Genomic DNA, 19,579 nt, shown 5'->3' with positions numbered 1-19,579 from the left:
TGCGGAGGGAATGCCGATGGCGAACGAGCGCGGACTGACGGCCGAGCGGAGCGGCCTCGCGGCCGAGCAGGAGGTCGTGGACGGCCTCTATACACGCCTCGACGAGCTGCGCGGCGAGGCGGACGACCGTCTCGGCGCGATCCGCAAGGAGGGCCCCTCGGGCTCGCCGCAGAACCGCTCGGAGCGCGACGCGTTCGCGACGCTGTACGAGGACCGCATCGCGCAGCTCGACGCGGTCGAGGACCGCCTGTGCTTCGGCCGCCTCGACCTGCGCGACGGCGACCGCTTCTACGTGGGACGCATCGGCCTGTCCGACGCCGAGCACGTGCCGCTGCTCACCGACTGGCGCGCGCCCGCCGCGCGCGCCTTCTACTCGGCCACCGCCGCGAACCCCGGTCCCGTCGTCAACCGCCGCCACCTCACCACTCAGGGCCGCCGCGTCACGGCGGTCGAGGACGACGTGCTCGACGTCGACGCGCTGCGCGAGATGGGCGCCGACGAGGCGCTCGCCGGCGAGGGCGCGCTGCTCGCCGCGCTCGGCGCCCGCCGCACGGGACGCATGGGCGACATCGTCGCGACCATCCAGGCCGAGCAGGACGCCGTCATCCGCGCGCCCATGACCGGCGCGCTCGTCGTGCAGGGCGGACCCGGATCCGGCAAGACCGCGGTCGCGCTCCACCGCGCCGCCTACCTGCTCTACCACCACCGCGAGCAGCTCGAGTCGCGCGGCGTGCTCCTCATCGGCCCGTCCAGGACGTTCCTGCGGTACATCGACCACGTGCTGCCCTCGCTGGGCGAGACCGGCGCCGTGTCGACCACCCTCGCGGGGCTCGTCCCCGGTGTCGACGTCACCGCGGTGGAGCCCGACGGCTCCGCCGAGATCAAGGGCCGCACCCTCATGTCGGACGTGATCAAGGCCGCGGTGCGCGAGCGCCAGCGCGTCCCGCGCGCCGACAAGGAGATCCGCATCGACGGCCGCACGGTCGTGATCAAGCGCTCCGACGTCAAGGACGCCCAGGGCAGGGCGCGCCGCGAGGGCCGCCCCCACAACGAGGCGCGCGCCTCGTTCGCCAAGGACATGATCGGGCGCCTCACCAAGCAGCTCGTCGAGCAGCTCGAGGTGTACTCGGACGAGGACCGCATCGAGCTCGAGCGGGACGTGCGCGACGACCGCAACGTGCGCATCGCCATCAACCTGTGCTGGCTGCCGATCACGCCGCAGCAGCTGCTGCGCGACCTGTTCTCCAAGCCGCACCTGCTCGACCACGCGGCGCGCATGCTCCCCGAGCACGAGCGCGACCTCCTGCTGCGGCCCTCCGCGGCCCCGTTCACCGAGGCGGACGTGCCGCTGCTCGACGAGGCCGCCGAGCTGCTCGGCGAGATGCCCGGCGGGCGCGGGCGTCGGCCCGACGAGCCGTCGGACGAGGAGATCCAGTACGCGAAGGACGTGCTCGACACCTTCGGCGACGGCGGCATGGTCACCGCGGAGGCGCTCGCCGCCCGGATGAAGGGCGGCACGGCCCGCCTGTCCGTGGCGGAGCGGGCGCGCAGCGACCGCACGTGGACGTACGGCCATGTGGTCGTCGACGAGGCCCAGGAGCTCAGCCCCATGGCCTGGCGCATGCTGATGCGCCGCTGCCCCACGCGCTCGTTCACGATCGTGGGCGACGTCGCCCAGACCACCTCCGTCGCGGGCACGCGCTGGTGGCCGGAGACCATGGACCCGCTGTTCCAGACCGGCTGGGAGCTGCGCGAGCTCACCATCTCGTACCGCATCCCCGCCGCGGTGGCCGATGCGGCGCAGACGTACGCGCGCGCGGCGCGCCTGCCGGTGAGCGAGCTGCGCGCGGCGCGCGAGCTCGACGACGCGACGGCGTCGACGCGGCACCGCGACCCGATCGCGACCGCCGCGGGCATCGCGCACCGCCACGCCGACGCTTTCGCCGGCGGCGACGGGGGCCTCGTGGCCGTCATCGCGCCGCCGCGCCTCCACGGTGCCCTGCGGAAGGCGCTCGGCACCCCGGCGATCGACGTCTACACGGCGCGCGAGTCCAAGGGCCTCGAGTTCGACGTGGCCGTCGTGGTCGAGCCCGCGGAGATCGCGGAGCGGCCCGGCGACCTGTACGTCGCGCTCACGCGTCCCACGCGCCGGCTCGAGGTCGTGCACGCGGAGCCGCTGCCGCAGGGGCTCGCCCTGTAGGGCGGCGCATCGTCCCTACCGGGCCTCGCACTCCCCCGCGCCCGCGAGCGCGAGCCCGGCGAGGTCGCCCGGGCCCCAGTCGATGAGGCTGAGGTTCGATTCGTGCATGAGCTCGTCCTTGTCGCCGACGTGCGCGAGCCCGACCACGTGGCCCAGCTCGTGCTCGACGACGGCACGGGAGAGATCGTCGCCCGCGCCGTCCACACGGATCCGTGCGACGTCCTCCCAGTCGATGATGACCACTCCGGAGCGGAGGTAGCGCTCGGGCCCGTACGCACCCGGCACCGCGCTCGAGCCGCCGAGGCCCGTGACGGTGCCCTCGAGGTCGGCGTTGTCCGCCTCGCTCTGGAAGCCGATGACGATGGGCGCGAAGCGATCGCCGTAGCGCTCCTGCACGAGGTCGCGCTCGAAGGACGCCTGCTCGTCCGTGAAGCCCTCGTAGGAGAAGGCGAGACCCGTGGCCTCCGAGACGTCGGCGACGGCCTCGTGGACCACCGTGTCGAAGCCGTCGGGCATGTCGGCCGGCGAGATCACGTACGACAGCACGGTGCAGGGGTCGTAGCGGACGGGGCCGCCGCCCGCGCCGCCGTCGGGGAACAGGAAGTCGTACGAGCCGGTGGTGTCGACGGTGACCTCGGGCAGGACCCGCTGCTCGGTGCCCTGCGTCACGGGGATGCGGACCGTCTCGCCCTCGGCCTCGATGACGTTGCGCGGCGTGCCCCAGTGGCGCACGTCCGACCACGTCACGCCCTGCCACGACGCGCCCGCCACGAACAGCGCGGCGCACGCGAGGGTGACCACCACCGTCCTGCCCGCCGAGCCCATGCAGACACTCTGCCACGGCCAAGCACCCGCGCCGGCACGCCCGCGGGGCCGTGCAGGCCCGTCCCGAGTTGGAGAAGGGGCAGGAAATGCGAGACGATAGCGCCCGTGCGCGCACTCCTTCTAGAGAACCTCTCCGTCAAGGCCACCGAGATCCTCGAGGCCGCCGGCATCGCCGTCGACAACCACGGCGGAGCCATGGACGAGGACGAGCTCATCGACGCCCTCCAGGGCGTCGAGCTCCTCGGCATCCGCTCCAAGACGATGCTCACGGAGCGCGTCATCGACGCGTGTCCGGACCTCATCGCGGTCGGCGCCTTCTCGATCGGCACCAACCAGATCGACCTCGCGCACGCGGCGCGCAAGGGCATCGCGGCCTTCAACGCGCCCTTCTCGAACACCCGCTCGGTGGTCGAGATGGCGGTGTCCGAGATGATCTCGCTCACCCGCCGCCTCCCCGACCACAACCGCAGCCTCCACGCGGGTGTGTGGTCGAAGTCGGCCTCCGGCGCGCACGAGATCCGCGGGCGCACGCTCGGCATCGTCGGCTACGGCAACATCGGCTCGCAGCTGTCCGTCATCGCCGAGGCCCTCGGCATGAACGTCATCTTCTACGACAGCGCGGAGAAGCTCGCGCTCGGCAACGCGACCCGCATGCCCACGCTCGAGGCGCTGCTCAACGAGGCCGACGTCGTCACGCTGCATGTCGACGGCCGCAGCGGCAACCGCGGCTTCTTCGGCCCCGAGCAGTTCGCCGCCATGAAGGACGGCGCGATCTTCCTCAACCTCTCCCGCGGCTTCATCGTGGACCTCGAGTCGCTCAAGGCCGGCCTCGAATCCGGCACGATCGGCGGCGCCGCCGTCGACGTGTTCCCCGACGAGCCCAAGAAGACGGGCGACCCGTTCGAGTCGCCCCTCCAGAACATGCCCAACGTCATCCTCACCCCGCACATCGGCGGGTCGACCGAGGAGGCGCAGCGGGACATCGGCATCTTCGTCGCCACGCGCCTGCGCGACTACGTCAACCACGCGTCCACGTCGCTGAGCGTGAACCTCCCCAACCTCTCGCTCGACCAGGTCCAGGGATCGCACCGCGTGGCCCACCTGCACGAGAACATCCCCGGCGTGCTCGCCGCGGTCAACCAGGTCTTCGCCGCCCACAACGTCAACATCGACGCCCAGCTCCTCGGCACCCGGGGCGAGCTCGGCTACGTGGTGACGGATGTGGCGTCGGGCCTCGACAAGGAAGCGGTGCAGGCGCTGTCGAGCATGCCGGGCACCGTGCGTCTGCGAGTGCTCTCATAAACGCCACCGACCCCACCGCCGCCGCCGTCTCCTTCGCCGAGCTCGGGCTCCCCGAGGCGCTCGTCGAGGCGCTGAACCGGCACGGCATCGAGACCGCGTTCCCGATCCAGGCCGCGACGATCTCCGACGCCCTCGCCGGCATGGACGTGCTGGGCAAGGCCCGCACCGGCTCGGGCAAGACGCTCGGCTTCGGCCTGCCCGCGATCGTGCGCCTGTCCGAGGGTCCGCGCCCCGAGAAGCGGCGCCCGCGGGCGATCGTGCTCGTGCCCACCCGCGAGCTCGGCATGCAGGTGTCCGACGCGCTCGAGCCCTACGCGCACGCCATGCACGTGTCGCTCAAGCTGGTCGCCGGCGGCCTGTCGATGTCGAAGCAGATCCAGGCGCTCGAGCGCGGCGTCCACCTCGTCGTCGCAACGCCGGGCCGCATGGCGGACCTCGTCCGCAACGGCCACGCGGACCTCTCCGAGCTCGAGCTCATCGTCATGGACGAGGCCGACCACATGGCCGACATGGGCTTCATGGACGAGATCACCGAGATCCTCGCCGGCGTCCCCGAGGGGGGCCAGCGCCTGCTGTTCTCGGCGACCCTCGACGGCGACGTCGACCGCCTCGTCACGCAGTACATGCACGATCCCGTGACGCACGACGTCACCGACGGCGACGACCAGCCGGCGACGATGCGCCACGTGGTGCTCAACGTGCCGCCGCACGCGAAGTACCAGATCGCCACCCGCATCGCGGCGCGCGAGGGCCGCACGATCGTGTTCGTGCGCACGAAGCTCGCGACCGAGCGCATCGCGGAGGAGATGCGGGAGGCCGGCGTGCTCGCCCTCGCGATCCACGGCGACCGCTCGCAGGCCGAGCGCAACTTCGCGATCAGCGCGTTCCGCGCCGGCGACGTGCCGGTGCTCGTCGCGACCGACGTCGCGGCGCGCGGCATCCACGTCGACCACGTCGACCTGGTCATGCAGATCGACCCGCCGGCCGACCACAAGGACTACACCCACCGCTCGGGCCGCACCGCGCGCGCGGGCGAGGAGGGCCTCGTCGTCACGCTGGTGCTCCCCCACCAGCGCCGCTCGACCGACCGCATGCTCGAGCGTGCCGGCGTCGATGCGACGTTCCGCAAGGTGCGCGGCGAGGACGCCGAGTCCCTCGCGATGGTCGACGACCTCACCGGCGGTCGGGAGCCGTCGTGGGAGCCCGTGCGCGAGCCGCGTCCGCAGCGTCCCGAGCGTCGTGGTCGCTACGAGCGTCCCGGCCGGGGCGACCGTCCCGCGCGCGGGGGCGACCGTGGTGGTCGTTCCGAGCGGCGGTGGGAGGACCGCCCGCCGCGCAAGTGGGATCGCGACGACCGACCGCGCCGCGACGACCGACCGCGCCGCGACGACTCGCGGGCCGACGACATGATGGCCACGCAGCAGCGCATGGAGGAGCGTCTCGCCCGCATCGAGCGCGACCTCTCCGACCGGGAGGCGGCGCTGTCCGCACGCGAGGGCCGCCTGGCCGAGCGCGAGGCGCAGCTCGACGACCGCGGCCCGCGTCGCTACGACGACCGCCCCGCCAAGGGCGGCTACGACAAGGGCGCGCGCGGCAAGGGCGGCGACAAGTCCTACAAGAAGGGCGACAAGCCGTACGGCAAGAAGCCCGCCAAGGGCGGCTACGACAGCTCTAGTCGGAAGCCCCGGAAGCCTCGGAACGGGCGCTAGCGGCGTCCTCCTCGCGGAGGCGCGCGATGGCGGCCTCGAAGTCGTCGAGCGTGTCGAAGGCCTGGTAGACGCTGGCGAAACGCAGGTAGGCGATCTCGTCGAGGTCCCTCAGGTGCGGCAGGATCGCGAGACCGACGTCGAGCGCGTTGATCTCCGCCTGGCCGCTCGCGCGGACGGTCTCCTCGACCTTCTGCGCGAGCAGGGCGAGGTCGTCGTCGCTGACGGGCCGGCCCTGGCATGCCTTCTTGACGCCCGACACGATCTTGTCGCGGCTGAACGGCTCGGTCACGCCGTTGCGCTTCGCCACCGACAGGCTGGCGGTCTCGACCGTGGTGAAGCGCTTGCCGCACGCGGGGCATTCGCGGCGGCGGCGGATCGACGAGCCGTCGTCCGCGGTGCGCGAGTCCACCACACGGGAGTCCGGGTTCCTGCAGAACGGGCAGTGCATGCGATCACTTTGCCACGAAGCACCGCGCCCGCCCAACACGCGCGCCACGTGCGCCGCCGTGCGGCGACGCCCCGGGCCTCAGGCGACCGGGAGGTAGATCTGCTCGCCTGCCATCAGCGCCGTGTCGGTCATCGCGTTGAGGTGCTGGATGTCGACCATCGTGTCGCGCACGTCGTCGCCCGCGGGCGTCATCGACGAGGCGATGTCCCACAGCGTCTCCCCCGTGCCGACCGTGTACACGTCGACCGCGACCGGCTCGCCCGCGCCGTCGGACGCGAAGGCCTGTGGCCCGATCACCGCGGCCCCGACGAGCAGCAGCAGCACGGCCAGGATGCGGCCGGTGCGCGTGCGCCGGGCCCGTGCCTCGGGGGTCTGCGGTGCGTAGATGCTCATCTCTGCCTCCTCGATTCGAACAGGTGTTCTATCGAACGTGTGTTCTAGTTGTAGCACCGTGCTCCGACACTGACAAGACACGCTCGAACATATGTTTGATTTCCACCAGGGATTGCCCTAGCGTCGTGAGACAAGAGGACCACCGGGGTCTGACATCCACCTGACGGGAGGCCAGGGATGACGCAGGAAGGCGCGGGACGCGGCGAGGGTCGAGGGGCGCAGCCCGCCGATGCGACCGTGCACGAGCTGCGCGACCCCGCGACCGGCCTCACGGCCCGTCAGCGGGCGGTCGTCGACTTCATCCGTGCCACCGTCCTCGAGCGCGGCTACCCGCCGTCGATGCGCGAGATCGGCGACGCCGTCGGCCTCACCTCGCCCTCGTCGGTCAAGCACCAGCTCACCGCGCTCGAGGCGAAGGGCGTGCTGCGGCGCGACCCGCACCGCCCCCGCGCGATCGAGGTCGTCCTCCCCGGCGAGCAGCCCGCCGAGCCCGCGGCCGTCGAGGCCCCGGCGCCGGCGGTACCCGCATCACCCGGGGACGAGGGCGTCGTGCAGATGGTGCCGCTCGTCGGCCGCATCGCGGCCGGTGGCCCGATCCTCGCGGAGCAGGAGGTCGAGGACACCTTCGCCCTCCCCCGCCAGCTCACCGGCGACGGCGAGCTCTTCATGCTCCAGGTCTCGGGCGACTCCATGATCGACGCCGCGATCTGCGACGGCGACTGGGTGGTGGTGCGCCGCCAGAACAGCGCCGACAACGGCGACATCGTCGCCGCGCTCCTCGACGACGAGGCCACCGTCAAGACCTTCCGCCGCAAGGACGGCCAGGTGTGGCTCATGCCGCACAACCCCGCGTACACGCCTATCGACGGCACGCACGCACGCGTGATGGGCAAGGTCGTCTCGGTCCTGCGCCGCGTCTGACGGGACGATGCGCGGGCGGCTGCGCCCGCATCGTCCCGCCCGGCGGCACCGGCGCTACGACGCCGCGAGCCTCCGGAGCGCGCCGAGGGCGACCTCGCGGTCGGTCGTGGGCCACAGGTCCGGCATCGACCGCGTGAGGAAGCCGCCGTACCGCGCGGTCGCGAGCCGGGGGTCCAGCACCGCGACGACCCCGCGGTCCGAGCTCGCGCGGATGAGCCGGCCGGCCCCCTGCGCGAGCAGCAGCGCCGCATGCGTCGCCGACACGGCCATGAAGCCGTTGCCGCCTCCGGCCGCGACCGCCTCGGTGCGCGCCTGGGCGACGGGCTCGTCGGGGCGCGGGAACGGGATGCGGTCGATCACCACGAGGCTCGCGGTGCGCCCGGGCACGTCGATGCCCTGCCACAGCGACGTCGAGCCGAACAGGCAGGCCGACTCGTCCTCCTTGAACCGGGACACGAGAGTGGGCAGCTGGTCGTCGAGCTGGTACAGCACCGGCACGTCGAGCCGCTCCCGCATCGCCTCCGTGGCCATCTGGGCGGCCTTGTGCGAGGAGAACAGGCCGAGCGTGCGGCCGCCCGCGGCCTGGATGAGCGCGGCGAGCTCGTCGAGCGCCTCGTCGGAGATGCCGCCCATGCCGGGCTTCGGGAGGTGCTTGGCGACGTAGAGGATGCCTTGGCGCGGGTAGTCGAACGGGCTGCCGGCGTCGAGCGTGGTGGCGTGATCGACGCCGAGGTGGCGCGAGATCGCGCCGAAGTCGCCGCCGAGCGCGAGCGTCGCGGAGGTCATGACGGAGGCCTTCTCGTCGAGGAGCTTCTCGCGGATGAGGCCCGCGACGTCGAGGGGCGCGGCGACGATGCGCTCCGGTACCGGGGCGTCGTAGTCGCCGTCGCGCGGGGCGAGCCAGATGACGTAGCGGCCGTGCTCCCCCTGGAGCTCCTCGCACACGTCGACGATCGTGCCGAGCGAGGCGGCGGCGACCTTGCCGCCCGCGCCGAGCTCCTCGGAGCGCTTGGTGATCTCGGAGACGAGCGCGCGGGAGGCGGCGCGCACCTCCTCGACGGCCATGGCTAGCGCGTCGGGGAGGCCGAGCCGGAGGCGACCGGGCGAGCAGTCGCCGAGGGCTCCATCGAGGTGGCGGGCGGCGCGGTCGAGGTCCTCAGAGACGACTCCGCAGCGGCGGGCGTCGCGCGCGGCGCGGTCGACCGCGACCACGGTGAGCTCGTGGGTGGCGGAGGACGTGATCCGGGAGACCAGCTCGTGCGCCTCGTCGACGATGAGCACGGAGTGGTCGCCGAGCATGTCGTGCCCGGTGGCCTGGACGCCGAGCACCGCGTGGTTGGTCACGACGACGTGGGCCTTGGCGGCCGTCTCGCGGGCCCGCTGCGAGAAGCACTCCGCGAGCAGCGGGCACTTCTGGTCGAGGCACTCGCGGCCGCTCACGGACACCTGTGCCCACGCGCGCCCGCTCACGCCCGGCACCAGGTCGTCCCGGTCTCCCGTGCCGGTCTCGTCGGCCCATTCGTTGAGGCGGACCACCTCGCGGCCCAGCTCGCTCGTCGGCCCGATCGGCAGCATGTCGTCGTCGCCCTCGTCGGGGTAGCCGCCGCCCATCTTGTGCAGGCACAGGTAGTTGCCGCGACCCTTGAGCAGGGCGATGCGGGCGCGCTGCCCGAGCGCGGGCTCGAGCGCCTCGGCGACGAGGGGCAGGTCCTTGGTGAAGATCTGGCGCTGGAGCGCGAGGGTGGCCGTCGAGACCACCACGCGGCTGCCCGTGCGGACCGCGTGCGCGACCGCGGGGACGAGGTAGCCGAGCGACTTGCCCGTGCCCGTGCCCGCCTGGACGAGCGCGTGCTCGTCGCCGTCGAGCGCATCGGCCACCGCCCGCGCCATCTCGCGCTGGCCGTCGCGCGGCTCGCCGCCGAGCGCGCCGACGGCGCTCTCGAGCAGCGCGTCGGCGTCGTGCCCGCTCACACGGAGGCCGAGGGGACGCCGGCCTCCTCGAGACGCGCGGCCAGGCCCGCGTCGACGAGCGCGCTGAGGTGCGTGCCCTCGGGCACATGGGACTGCGCGAGCACCTCGCCGTGGCGGTGCACCTCGCTCACGAGGTCGCCGCGGGTGTAGGGCACGACCACGTCCACCGGGATCTCGGGGCGCGGCAGCTCCCGGCCGATGAGCTCCATGAGCTCCTCGATGCCCTCGCCGGTGAGCGCGGAGACCTCGATGGTGATCTCGCGACGACCGCGCAGGCGCAGCAGGGTCTCGGGGTCGGCGATGTCGGCCTTGTTGAGGACGAGCACCTCCTTGACCTGGTCCGCGCCCGGCACGTCGGCGAGCACCTCGCGCACCGCGCGGATCTGGCTCTCGGGGTCCGGGTGCGAGGCGTCGACCACATGGAGCATGAGGTCCGCGTGAGCCACCTCCTCGAGCGTCGAGGCGAAGGCGGCGACCAGCTGGTGCGGCAGGTCGCGCACGAAGCCGACCGTGTCCGACACCGTGAACTCGCGCCCGTCCGGGGTCTGCGAGCGGCGCACCGTCGGGTCGAGGGTCGCGAACAGGGCGTTCTCGACGAGCACGCCGGCGCCCGTCACGCGGTTGAGGATCGACGACTTGCCGGCGTTGGTGTAGCCGACGATCGCGACGTTCGGCAGGCCGAGCCGCCGCTCGCGCCGCACCGCGCGCGCGGGCTCCATCGCCTTGATGTCGCGGCGCAGCTGCGCCATGCGGGTGTGGATGCGCCGGCGGTCGAGCTCGATCTTGGTCTCACCGGGACCGCGGGAACCCATGCCGGCGCCCGCGCCGCCCACCTGGCCGCCGGCCTGGCGGGACATCGACTCGCCCCAGCCGCGCAGGCGCGGGAGAAGGTACTCGAGCTGCGCGAGCTCGACCTGCGCCTTGCCCTCCTTGGACTTCGCGTGCTGCGCGAAGATGTCGAGGATGAGCGCGGTGCGGTCGATGACCTTCACCTTCACCACGTCCTCGAGCGCGCGGCGCTGGCTGGGCGCGAGGTCGTCGTTGACGATGACGGTGTCCGCGCCCACGGCCGCGACGATGTCGCGCACCTCGTGCGCCTTGCCCTTGCCGATGTAGGTGGCCGGGTCCGGGTGCGGGCGTCGCTGCAGGACGCCGTCGAGGACCTCGGAGCCCGCGGTCTCGGCGAGGGCCGCGAGCTCGCGCAGCGAGATCTCGGCGTCCTCCGACGTGCCGTGCGACCACTGCCCCACCAGCACCACCTTCTCGAGGCGCAGCTGGCGGTACTCGACCTCGGTGATGTCCTCGAGCTCGGTCGACAGGTTCGCGACGCGACGCAGCGCGGCGCGCTCCTCGCGGTCGTACTGGTCGCCGTCGTAGTCGGTCGCGGCGGTGCCGCCCTCCGCGACGGCCGTGCCCGCGCGCGACAGCACCCGGTCGATCACCGCATCGGCGCGGCTGGTCTCGGGCGTGTCCTGGTCGTCTGCTGCTGTCTCGCTCATACCCGTCCATTGTCTCACCCCCGTCCGACGTCCTCGGCCGTGCCTGGGGACGAACGGTGGACGATGCGCGGCGGGCGATGCGCCGGGGCCACCGATGCGCTGGAGGCCGCGGGCGTCCGTCGCGCGGCGATACGCTCGGGGCGTGAGCGAGGACCACTACTTCACCGCGCGCCCGGCGTCGGCCGACGAGCGCCGCACCATCCGCGTGACCCTCGCGGGCCGCGACGTCGAGGTCGAGACCGCGCCCGGGATCTTCTCCCCCGGCCACGTCGACCTCGGCACCCAGGTGCTGCTGCGCCAGGTGCCCGAGCCCCGCGGGCGCGTCCTCGACATCGGTTGCGGCTGGGGTCCGATCGCGCTCGAGGCGGCCCTGCGCGGCGCATCCGCCGTCACCGCGGTGGACGTCAACGAGAGGGCCCTCGACCTGCTCCGCCGCAACGCCGCGCGTCTGGGCGTCGCGGTCGACGCGGCGCTGCCGGAGGAGGTTCCGGCGGACGCCGTCTTCGACACCATCTGGTCGAACCCGCCGATCCGGATCGGCAAGGAGGCGCTGCACGCGCTGCTCACCACGTGGCTGCCGCGCCTCGCACCCGGCGGCGAGGGCTACCTCGTCGTCCAGAAGAACCTGGGCGCGGACTCGCTCGCGAAGTGGATCGCGGCTCAGGGCTGGGGCGCGTTCGAGAAGGTCGGCAGCTCGAAGGGCTTCCGGGTGCTGCGCATCTCCGCCTGACGCGCCCACACGCGAGGAGGGGCCTCCCGGCGATGCCGGGAGGCCCCTCCTGCGTTCCGGGTGCCGTCAGGCGCGGCGACGGGCCCGCGCGACGGAGACGGCGCCGAGAGCGATCAGCGTCCCGGCGAGCGCGACCAGCGGCGCGCCGTCGAAGCCGGTGTCGGCCAGGACGGCCTCCTCCGTCGTGTCCTCGGCGGTCGTGGTCTCCTCGGCGACCTCCTCGAGGTCCGTCTCGTCGGCCTCCGGGGCCGCGGCGACGGCCTCCGTGGCCGTGAGCGCGAACGACACGAAGTAGGGGTACCCGGACTCGTAGCCGTCGCTCAGGTACACGGCGACGAGCACGTCGTACGTGCCGGGCGCCGCGACGACGCCGGCGACTGCGAGATACAGGTCGCCCGTGCCCTCGTCCTCGACCAGCGCGACGTCGACGCCCTCCGGCGCCTCGACGACCGAGGCATCGACGAAGACGGTCTCGGGCGCCTCGAGGAAGTCCCAGCCCTCGACGGCGACATCCTCGAGGGTGAGCGCGAGGTACTGCTCGAAGTCGACCGTCGCCTCGACCGGCGCGGGCGCCTCGACCGAGGCGCAGTCCTCCTGGACGGGCGGGTAGATGTCCTCGCCGAACGAGGCGTCCAGCGTCGGCGCGAGCGCGATGTGCGCGGCGATTGCCTCGTCCCGCGCGCAGGGCGCGTAGTCGCGAAGCGCGACGATGAGGCTGGCGTCGCCCGCGGACGTGAGTCCGAGGTTCACCCACGGCTCGTCGTCGCCGTCGACCACGTCGAAGACGACGGAGTCGGCGACAGCGTGATACGCCACGATCGGGTCGTACCCGCCCTCGTCGTGCGAGATCATCGAGCTCGCGTCGACGGGCTCGTAGACGGTGCCGCGGTCGGAGCCGAGGTTGCCCAGGAGCCCGACGGTCATCGCGTCGATCACGCGTGCGGTGTCGGCGGAGGGCGCATCGGCGGCGACGGCCACGTCCCACTGCGCATAGCTGCCCTCGATGGTGAGCGTCACCGTCGCCGTGTAGTCGAAGGTCGCGCCTGCGACGTCGTCGTACAGCCTGAAGCCCGCCGCGGAGACGAAGGTGCTGACCCCGCCGTCGACGCGCGTGCTCGACACCGCGTCGAAGTCCGAGGCGTCGAGGTAGTCGTCGTCGTCATCGGTCACGAACTCGTACTCGAAGACGAACTCGTCGAAGGCGTCCGAGGTCCAACCCCAGATGGCACCGCCACCGGGGCCCAGGCCCGGGTAGCGGGCCTCGGCATCGTCGATCCGCCCGCCCTCGTCGTAGACCCACTCCCACGTCGTGGAGGCGTTGACGATGTCTCCGGCGTCCGCGGACGCCGGCGCGGCGATGCATGCGGCTCCGACGACGAGCCCGAGAACGGCCGCGGCGCGGCCGAGATGACGATTCTGCACAGTCCCTCTCCCTGTTGCTGAGCGCGCCGGCGTGCCTGGGGACCCGGGCACCGCTCGGAGCGCGCTGCGGGAAAGTTACCAGCGAATTCACCGTCCGTGGATCATCCGGCTCCAGATCCGGACAATGCTGTCCGCTATGCCCGGGATGTCGCCTCCCCGGGTCCGTCTCAGAGCCGCTCGCCGCGGGCTGCGGCCTCCGCGACGGCCACGATCCGGGCCGCGCGGGTCGCCGGCCGCTTGGCCAGCGCGACGTGCGCGAGCATCTGCTTGCGCGCCGACGGAGGGAAGCCGTCCCACGCGTCGCGCGCACCGGGCCGGTCGTCGAAGGCCTCTGCGAGGTCCGCGGGCACGACGAGGTCCTCGACGTCGTCGAGCAGCGTCCACGAGCCGTCGGCCTTCGCCGCCGCGATCACCGCGACCCCGGCGGGGGCGATGAGCCCGGCCTCCTCGAGCTCGCGGATGCGGGTCTTGTTGGTGCGCGCCCACCCGGAGCCGCGTTTGCGCGGCGCGCAGTACTGCAGGGTGCGCTCGTCGTCGAGCTTCCGCGTGACCGCGTCGATCCACCCGAAGCACAGCGCCTGGCGCACCAGCGCGTCGTACGTGAGCCCCACGTTCCCCGATGCCTTGCGCCACGTCGCGACCCACACCCCCGTGGTCTCGGTGTGGTGGGCCGCGAGCCAGGCACGCCATTCGTCCGCGTCCTCGGGGTGGATCCTCCGGGCGCCGTCCTCGCCGTGCTCGATCGGGTGCATGTCAGGCGGGGGCGTCGACCTCGCCAGTCGCGACGAGCACCGCCGGCCCCTCGAGCACGGTGGTCCCGCCCTCGATCCGCACGGTCACCTCGCCCCCGGGCACCTCGATGTCCCACACGTCGGGCGCGCCCGGGCCCGCCCACGTGCGCATGGCGAGGGCGACCGCGCACGCGCCGGTGCCGCACGACCGGGTCTCGCCCGAGCCGCGCTCGTGCACCCGCATCCGCACGCGTCCGTGCGCCTCGCCGCCGACCTCCGCATGGCCGAGCGCCACCGCGAACTCGACGTTGGTGCCGTGCGGCGGGACGGGGTGCACCTGCGGCGCCTCGGTGAGGTCGAGGCCGCGCAGCTCGTCGACGTCGGGCAGGGCGACCACATGGTGCGGGTTGCCCATGTCGACGGACAGCGCGGGGCGCACGGGGTCGAGGCCGCGAGCCGCGACCTCGGAGTCGAAGCCCTCGGTCGCGTCGCCCACGACGTAGCGGCCCATGCCGATCGCGTACCGGCCGCCGCCGAGCGCCGTCACCGTCCGCGGCCCGCCGCGCGTGCCGAACTCGAGGCCGCGCGCAAGGTCCTCCCCCGCCTCGGCCTCGAGGAACGCGCCGAACACCCGCGCGCCGTTGCCGCACATCTCCGAGGTGGTCCCGTCGGAGTTCCAGTAGTCCATGAACCACGTCGCGGGATCGAGCCCGGCGCCGGCGTCGAGCGCCCCGGCCCGGATCGCGCGGATCACGCCGTCACCGCCGATCCCGGCCCGCCGGTCGCACAGGAAGCGCACGAGCGCAGGCGTGAGGTCCAGGTCCCCGTGGGGGTCGAACAGCAGCACGAAGTCGTTCTCCGTGCCGTGTCCCTTGGTGAAGGTGAGCGTCATGCCCACCAGCGTAGTCAGCGCGCGGCGCGCTCCCGATCCGCCGCCGCGACCAGGGACGATGCGTCGGCGGCCGCGCGTGCCACGTCACCGTGGTCGCGCGGCGCGTCGATCCAGCGCACCCGCGGGTCGGGCCGGAACCACTGCGCCTGCTTCCGGGCGAGGCGTCGCGTGTGCTGCGCGATGAGCGCACGGGTCTCGGCGGCGTCGAGCTCGCCGTCGAGGTGGCGCAGCGTCTCGGCGTAACCGACGGCGCGGCGCGCGGTGACGCCCTCGCGCAGGCCGCGGGTCTCGAGCGCGCGCACCTCGTCGACCAGCCCGTGCTCCCACATCGCGTCGACGCGGGCGTCGATGCGCGGGTCGAGCAGCTCGTACGGCAGGTCGAGCGCGATCGTCAGGGCGGGCGCCTGGTACTCGTGGCGCGGCAGCGAGCTCTGGGTCGAGCCGGTCAGCGCGATGATCTCGAGCGCGCGCACGAGCCGCTTGACGTTCTGGGAGGGGATCTTCGCGGCGGCCTCGGGGTCGAGCGCGGCGAGCTCGCGGTGGAGGACGCCTGGGCCCTCCTCCTCCGCCCTGGCCTCGAGCGCGGCGCGCAGCTCCGGGTCGGTGCCGGGGAACTCGAAGCGGTCCAGCAGCGCGCGCAGGTACAGGCCGGAGCCGCCGACCACGATCGCGCGGCGGCCCCGCGCATGGATCGCGGCGATGTCGGCGCGGGCCTCCTCCTGGAAGCGTGCGACCGACGCGTCCTCGTGCACGTCGAGCATGTCGAGCTGGCGGTGCGGGATCCCCCGGCGCTCGGCCACCGGCAGCTTCGCGGTGCCGATGTCCATGCCGCGGTAGAACTGCATGGAGTCCGCGTTGACGACCTCGCCGCCGAGCGACTCGGCGAGGTCGAGGCTGATCGCCGACTTGCCGGTCGCGGTGGCGCCGACGACGGCGACGATCACCGGCGCATCGTCCCGCGCGGCGCCGGGCCCCGCGGTGGTCACGCGCCGCGCAGCGTCGGGATGCCGAGGCCGACGGGGCCCGCCGGGGCACCGCCGCCGGTGCCGCACGAACCGCCGTGGTCGTGGTCGCCGCCCTGGGCCGCGTCCCACGCGTCGCCGGCACGGGTGCGCCGGACCGCGTAGGGGCCGCCCTCGAGACCCGAGTCCGCGAGGAGGTGGTGCGGGGCGCCGTGGGTGACACGCACGCCCACCATGTCGCCCGGACGCGGCACCTCGGCGCCCTCGGGCACCGCGAAGTGCACGAGGCGGTTGCCGGGCTCGCGACCCGACAGGCGCGCGGACTCGCCGTCCTTGCGACCGCCGGAGTCGAGCACGAGCAGCTCGAGGTCGCGGCCGACGAGCGCCTGCGAGTCCTCGAGGGTGAGGCGCTCCTGGAGCGCGACGAGCCGCTCGAAGCGCTCCTGCACGACGGCCTTGGGCAGCGGCTCGAGGTCGTAGGCGGGGGTGCCGGGACGCGGCGAGTACTGGAACGTGAACGCCGAGGTGAAGCGCGAGGCCTCGACGACCCGCAGCGTCTCCTGGAAGTCCTCCTCGGTCTCGCCGGGGAAGCCCACGATGATGTCGGTGGTGATCGCGGCGTGCGGCATCGCGGCACGGACCCGGTCAATGATGCCGAGGAAGCGCTCCGACCGGTAGGAGCGGCGCATCGCGCGCAGCACCTTGTCCGAGCCCGACTGCAGCGGCATGTGGAGGCTGGGCATGACGGTGGGGGTCTCGGCCATGGCGTGGATGACGTCGTCCGTGAACGCGGCGGGGTGAGGCGACGTGAACCGCACGCGCTCGAGCCCGTCGATCTCCCCGCAGGCCCGCAGCAGCTTGGCGAAGGCGCCGCGGTCGCCGAACTCGACGCCGTACGAGTTGACGTTCTGCCCCAGCAGGGTGACCTCGACGGCGCCCTGCGACACGAGCGCCTCGACCTCGGCGAGGATCTCGCCGGGGCGACGGTCGCGCTCCTTGCCGCGCAGCGACGGCACGATGCAGAACGTGCACGTGTTGTTGCAGCCGACCGAGATGGACACCCAGCCGGAAGCGATCGCGTCGCGGCGCGAGGGCAGCGTCGACGGGAAGACCTTGAGCGACTCCTCGATCTCGACCTGCGCCTCGGCGTTGTGGCGCGCGCGCTCGAGGAGCGCGGGCAGCACGTCGATGTTGTGGGTGCCGAACACGACGTCGACCCACGGGGCGCGGTTGACGATCTCGCCGCGGTCCTTCTGGGCGAGGCAGCCGCCGACGGCGATCTGCATGCCAGGGCGCTGCGCCTTGACCGCCGCGAGCTGGCCGAGGTTGCCGTACAGGCGGGTCGCGGCGTTCTCGCGCACCGCGCACGTGTTGATGACGACGACGTCGGCGACGTCGGCGCCCGCGGGTGCGGCAGAGTACCCGGCGCCCTCGAGGAGGCCGGCCATGTGCTCCGAGTCGTGCACGTTCATCTGGCACCCGAGCGTCCTGACGAGGTACGTGGGTGCGAGGGAAGTCTGGGTCATGCTCTAACCTGCGACGGCATCCGCCCGTAGTTCGCGGATCACCGTCACCTTGATCTCTCCGGGGAAGGTGAAGTCCTTGCTGATGTGCTCAGCAATTGTACGCGCCAGCGCCTGGGTCCCCTCGTCGTCGATCTCCTCGGGCTCGACGATGACGCGCACCTCGCGCCCCGCCGCCATCGCGAGCACGCGCGTGACGCCGTGGTGCTCGAGCACCAGCTTCTCGAGGTTCTCCATACGGTTGATGTAGGAGTCGAGGTCCTCGCGCCGCGCGCCCGGCCGGGCAGCGGACAGGGCGTCCGCGACCTGCACGATGACGGCCTCGAGCGACTCCTGCGGGACCTCGTCGTGGTGCGCGGACACCGCGTTGACGACGAGCGCGTCCTCGCCGTGCTCGGCCAGGAACCGCGCGCCCAGGGCCGCGTGGGTGCCGGGCTGCTCGTGGGTGAACGCCTTGCCGAGGTCGTGGAACAGCGCACCGCGGCGGGCGAGGTCGACGTCCGCGCCGAGCGCGGCGGCGATGTCGGCGGCCATCTGCGAGGTCTCCACGAGGTGCGCGAGCACGTTCTGCCCGTAGGAGGTGCGCAGGCGGAGCTTGCCGAGCACGTCGACGATCTCCGACGGGACCCCCGAGACGCCGGCCTCCGTGAGCGCGTCGAGACCGGCGGCGCGGTGGCGCTGGAAGGCCCCGGCCACGGCGCGGGCGTACGCTGCCTCGACCCGCTGGGGCTGGATGCGGCCGTCCTCGACGAGCGCGTTGAGGGTGACCTCGGCGATCTCGCGACGCTCGGGGTCGAAGCTCGACAACTGGACGGCGTCGACGCCCTCCTCCACGAGCACGGTGACGCCGGTGAGCGCCTCGAAGGCGCGGATGTTGCGCCCCTCGCGGCCGATGATGCGGCCCTTCATCTCGTCGCTCGGCAGGTCGATCCACGTGGTGGCGTGCTCGGCGGACGATGCGGCGGCTTGGCGCTGCATCGCCTCGACGAGGATCTCCCGGGCCCGCTTGTCCGCGGCGGCCTGGGTACGGCGCTCGAGACGGCGGAGCTTGACCTCGGCGTCGTGGCGGGCGGCGTCGACGATCTCCGCGACGAGCTCGGCCCGCGCCTCCTCGGGCGTGGTCTGCGCGACCTCGGCGAGCGCCTTGGCACGGTCCTGGGCGATGCGGGCGCGGTCCGCCGCGAGCCGCTTCTCGTCGCGCACGACGACCGCGGCACGCTCCTCGAGCAGGCGCGCGTACTGCTGCGCGTGACGGTGGTCGCTCGCGACCTCCTTCTCGCGCTCATGGGCGAGATCCTCGCGCCGCTTCGCGTCCGCGAGGCGCGCCTGCGCGTCCTGGCGCAGCTGCTCGACCTCGCGGCGGCCCGCCTCACGCTCGGCGGTCGCCTCGCGCCGGGCGAACACGACCAGCAGCAGCGCGACGAGGCTGGCGCCGAGGAGCACCAGGATCGTCAGGGTCTGCCCCACCGGCCGCTCCTTCCGTGTCGCGCGAGACTAGTCATCCTCGCTATCGGCATCCCGCAAGTGTTTCACGAGGGCGAAAGCGAGAGAACTCGAGTATCCCTTGCGGCCGAGCATCGCCACGACGCGGCGCTCCCGCACGTCGACGGGGTGCGCGGCGAGCTGGTCCCAGCGGCGCCGGGCGAGCGCGGCGGCGCGCTCGCGCTCGTCGTCGTCGTCGATCTGGTCGAGCGCGGACCCGATGGCGTCCTCGTCGAAGCCCTTGCGCGCGAGCTCGACGCGGATGGCGCGCCGGGACTGGCCGCGCTCCGCGTGGCGGGTGCGGACGATGGTGGCGGCGAGGCCCGCATCGTCCACGAGCCCCACCTCGACGTAGCGTTCGACGATCGCGTCCGCGAGGTCGGGGACCACGTGCTTGGCGACGAGCCCGTCCCGCAGCTGGGCGGTGGACCGGGACGCGCGGGTGAGGATCCCGAGCGCGATCTCCCGCGCCTTCTCCGGGTCGGTGATGGGCTCGGGGGCCTGGTCCCGCGCGTGCGCGCGTCGGTTGCGACGCCGCCCGCGCGGGGTCTCGGACAGCTCCGTCATGG

At 73.1% G+C, this 19,579-nt stretch carries 17 protein-coding genes; 5 read left to right on the top strand and 12 right to left on the bottom strand.

Features of this window, described 5'->3' with window-relative positions; all coding sequences use genetic code 11:
- Positions 1–16: 16 nt before the first annotated feature.
- The gene (locus tag QQX09_RS09935; RefSeq protein ID WP_301134105.1) at positions 17–2,200 is read left to right on the top strand and encodes a HelD family protein; all 2,184 of its coding nucleotides are present in this window, start codon (positions 17–19) and stop codon (positions 2,198–2,200) included.
- A gap of 15 nt (positions 2,201–2,215) precedes the next feature.
- Here the strand turns inward: QQX09_RS09935 and QQX09_RS09930 are convergent, their stop codons facing one another.
- Positions 2,216–3,025: a zinc metalloprotease gene (locus QQX09_RS09930; RefSeq protein WP_301134389.1), complete on the bottom strand. Its 810-nt coding sequence runs from the start codon at positions 3,023–3,025 to the stop codon at positions 2,216–2,218.
- A gap of 96 nt (positions 3,026–3,121) precedes the next feature.
- On the opposite strand from QQX09_RS09930, the gene serA reads away from it, so the two are divergent.
- Both serA and QQX09_RS09920 read left to right on the top strand, forming a co-directional pair.
- Positions 3,122–4,327, top strand: a complete 1,206-nt coding sequence (serA, locus tag QQX09_RS09925) for a phosphoglycerate dehydrogenase (protein ID WP_301134377.1) — start codon at positions 3,122–3,124, stop codon at positions 4,325–4,327.
- Entirely contained in the window at positions 4,324–6,036 is a 1,713-nt protein-coding gene (locus QQX09_RS09920; RefSeq protein ID WP_301134375.1) for a DEAD/DEAH box helicase, read from the top strand. Before serA ends, QQX09_RS09920 begins: the two co-directional genes overlap by 4 nt.
- Here QQX09_RS09920 and nrdR read toward each other — a convergent pair.
- Together nrdR and QQX09_RS09910 are read right to left on the bottom strand one after the other, a co-directional pair.
- The gene (gene nrdR / locus QQX09_RS09915; protein ID WP_301134103.1) at positions 5,999–6,484 is read right to left on the bottom strand and encodes a transcriptional regulator NrdR; all 486 of its coding nucleotides are present in this window, start codon (positions 6,482–6,484) and stop codon (positions 5,999–6,001) included. The genes QQX09_RS09920 and nrdR overlap by 38 nt on opposite strands.
- A 78-nt stretch (positions 6,485–6,562) precedes the next feature.
- Positions 6,563–6,877 (bottom strand): LysM peptidoglycan-binding domain-containing protein, encoded by a 315-nt coding sequence (locus tag QQX09_RS09910; protein WP_301134101.1) that lies wholly within the window; start codon positions 6,875–6,877, stop codon positions 6,563–6,565.
- Positions 6,878–7,054: 177 nt separating this feature from the next.
- On the opposite strand from QQX09_RS09910, the gene lexA reads away from it, so the two are divergent.
- A complete protein-coding gene (gene lexA / locus QQX09_RS09905; protein WP_301134099.1) occupies positions 7,055–7,798 on the top strand; it encodes a transcriptional repressor LexA in 744 nt (247 codons plus the stop codon).
- Between the two features lie 54 nt (positions 7,799–7,852).
- Here lexA and QQX09_RS09900 read toward each other — a convergent pair whose 3' ends face one another.
- Both QQX09_RS09900 and hflX read right to left on the bottom strand, forming a co-directional pair.
- On the bottom strand, positions 7,853–9,769 hold the full coding sequence (locus QQX09_RS09900; protein ID WP_301134097.1) for an ATP-dependent DNA helicase: 1,917 nt from the start codon (positions 9,767–9,769) through the stop codon (positions 7,853–7,855).
- Positions 9,766–11,268, bottom strand: coding sequence for a GTPase HflX (gene hflX / locus QQX09_RS09895; protein ID WP_301134095.1), 1,503 nt, complete (start codon positions 11,266–11,268; stop codon positions 9,766–9,768). The genes QQX09_RS09900 and hflX overlap by 4 nt, the downstream gene beginning before the upstream one ends.
- A 142-nt stretch (positions 11,269–11,410) precedes the next feature.
- On the opposite strand from hflX, the gene QQX09_RS09890 reads away from it, so the two are divergent.
- A complete protein-coding gene (locus QQX09_RS09890) occupies positions 11,411–11,998 on the top strand; it encodes a class I SAM-dependent methyltransferase (protein ID WP_301134092.1) in 588 nt (195 codons plus the stop codon).
- Between the two features lie 66 nt (positions 11,999–12,064).
- On the opposite strand, the gene QQX09_RS09885 is transcribed toward QQX09_RS09890, so the two are convergent.
- The 7 genes from QQX09_RS09885 to QQX09_RS09855 all read right to left on the bottom strand — a co-directional run bounded on the left by QQX09_RS09885 (position 12,065) and on the right by QQX09_RS09855 (position 19,577).
- Entirely contained in the window at positions 12,065–13,420 is a 1,356-nt protein-coding gene (locus QQX09_RS09885) for a hypothetical protein (protein ID WP_301134090.1), read from the bottom strand.
- Positions 13,421–13,587: 167 nt separating this feature from the next.
- Positions 13,588–14,172 carry a YdeI/OmpD-associated family protein gene (locus tag QQX09_RS09880; RefSeq protein ID WP_301134088.1) on the bottom strand — a complete coding sequence of 195 codons (585 nt, stop codon included), beginning with the start codon at positions 14,170–14,172 and terminating at the stop codon, positions 13,588–13,590.
- Position 14,173: 1 nt separating this feature from the next.
- Positions 14,174–15,043 (bottom strand): diaminopimelate epimerase, encoded by an 870-nt coding sequence (dapF, locus tag QQX09_RS09875; RefSeq protein ID WP_301134086.1) that lies wholly within the window; start codon positions 15,041–15,043, stop codon positions 14,174–14,176.
- 14 nt (positions 15,044–15,057) lie between these two features.
- Entirely contained in the window at positions 15,058–16,029 is a 972-nt protein-coding gene (gene miaA / locus QQX09_RS09870) for a tRNA (adenosine(37)-N6)-dimethylallyltransferase MiaA (RefSeq protein WP_301134084.1), read from the bottom strand.
- Positions 16,026–17,531 (bottom strand): tRNA (N6-isopentenyl adenosine(37)-C2)-methylthiotransferase MiaB, encoded by a 1,506-nt coding sequence (miaB, locus tag QQX09_RS09865; RefSeq protein ID WP_301134082.1) that lies wholly within the window; start codon positions 17,529–17,531, stop codon positions 16,026–16,028. The genes miaA and miaB overlap by 4 nt, the downstream gene beginning before the upstream one ends.
- Before the next feature lie 3 nt (positions 17,532–17,534).
- Positions 17,535–18,995, bottom strand: a complete 1,461-nt coding sequence (rny, locus tag QQX09_RS09860) for a ribonuclease Y (RefSeq protein WP_301134080.1) — start codon at positions 18,993–18,995, stop codon at positions 17,535–17,537.
- 27 nt (positions 18,996–19,022) lie between these two features.
- On the bottom strand, positions 19,023–19,577 hold the full coding sequence (locus tag QQX09_RS09855) for a regulatory protein RecX (protein ID WP_301134078.1): 555 nt from the start codon (positions 19,575–19,577) through the stop codon (positions 19,023–19,025).
- Positions 19,578–19,579: the final 2 nt, after the last annotated feature.

It is taken from the genome of Demequina litoralis, from assembly GCF_030418455.1.
GTDB lineage: Bacteria > Actinomycetota > Actinomycetes > Actinomycetales > Demequinaceae > Demequina > Demequina litoralis.
The sequence above is the reverse complement of the archived record's forward strand: the minus strand, read 5'-3'. Positions and strand labels throughout refer to the sequence as shown.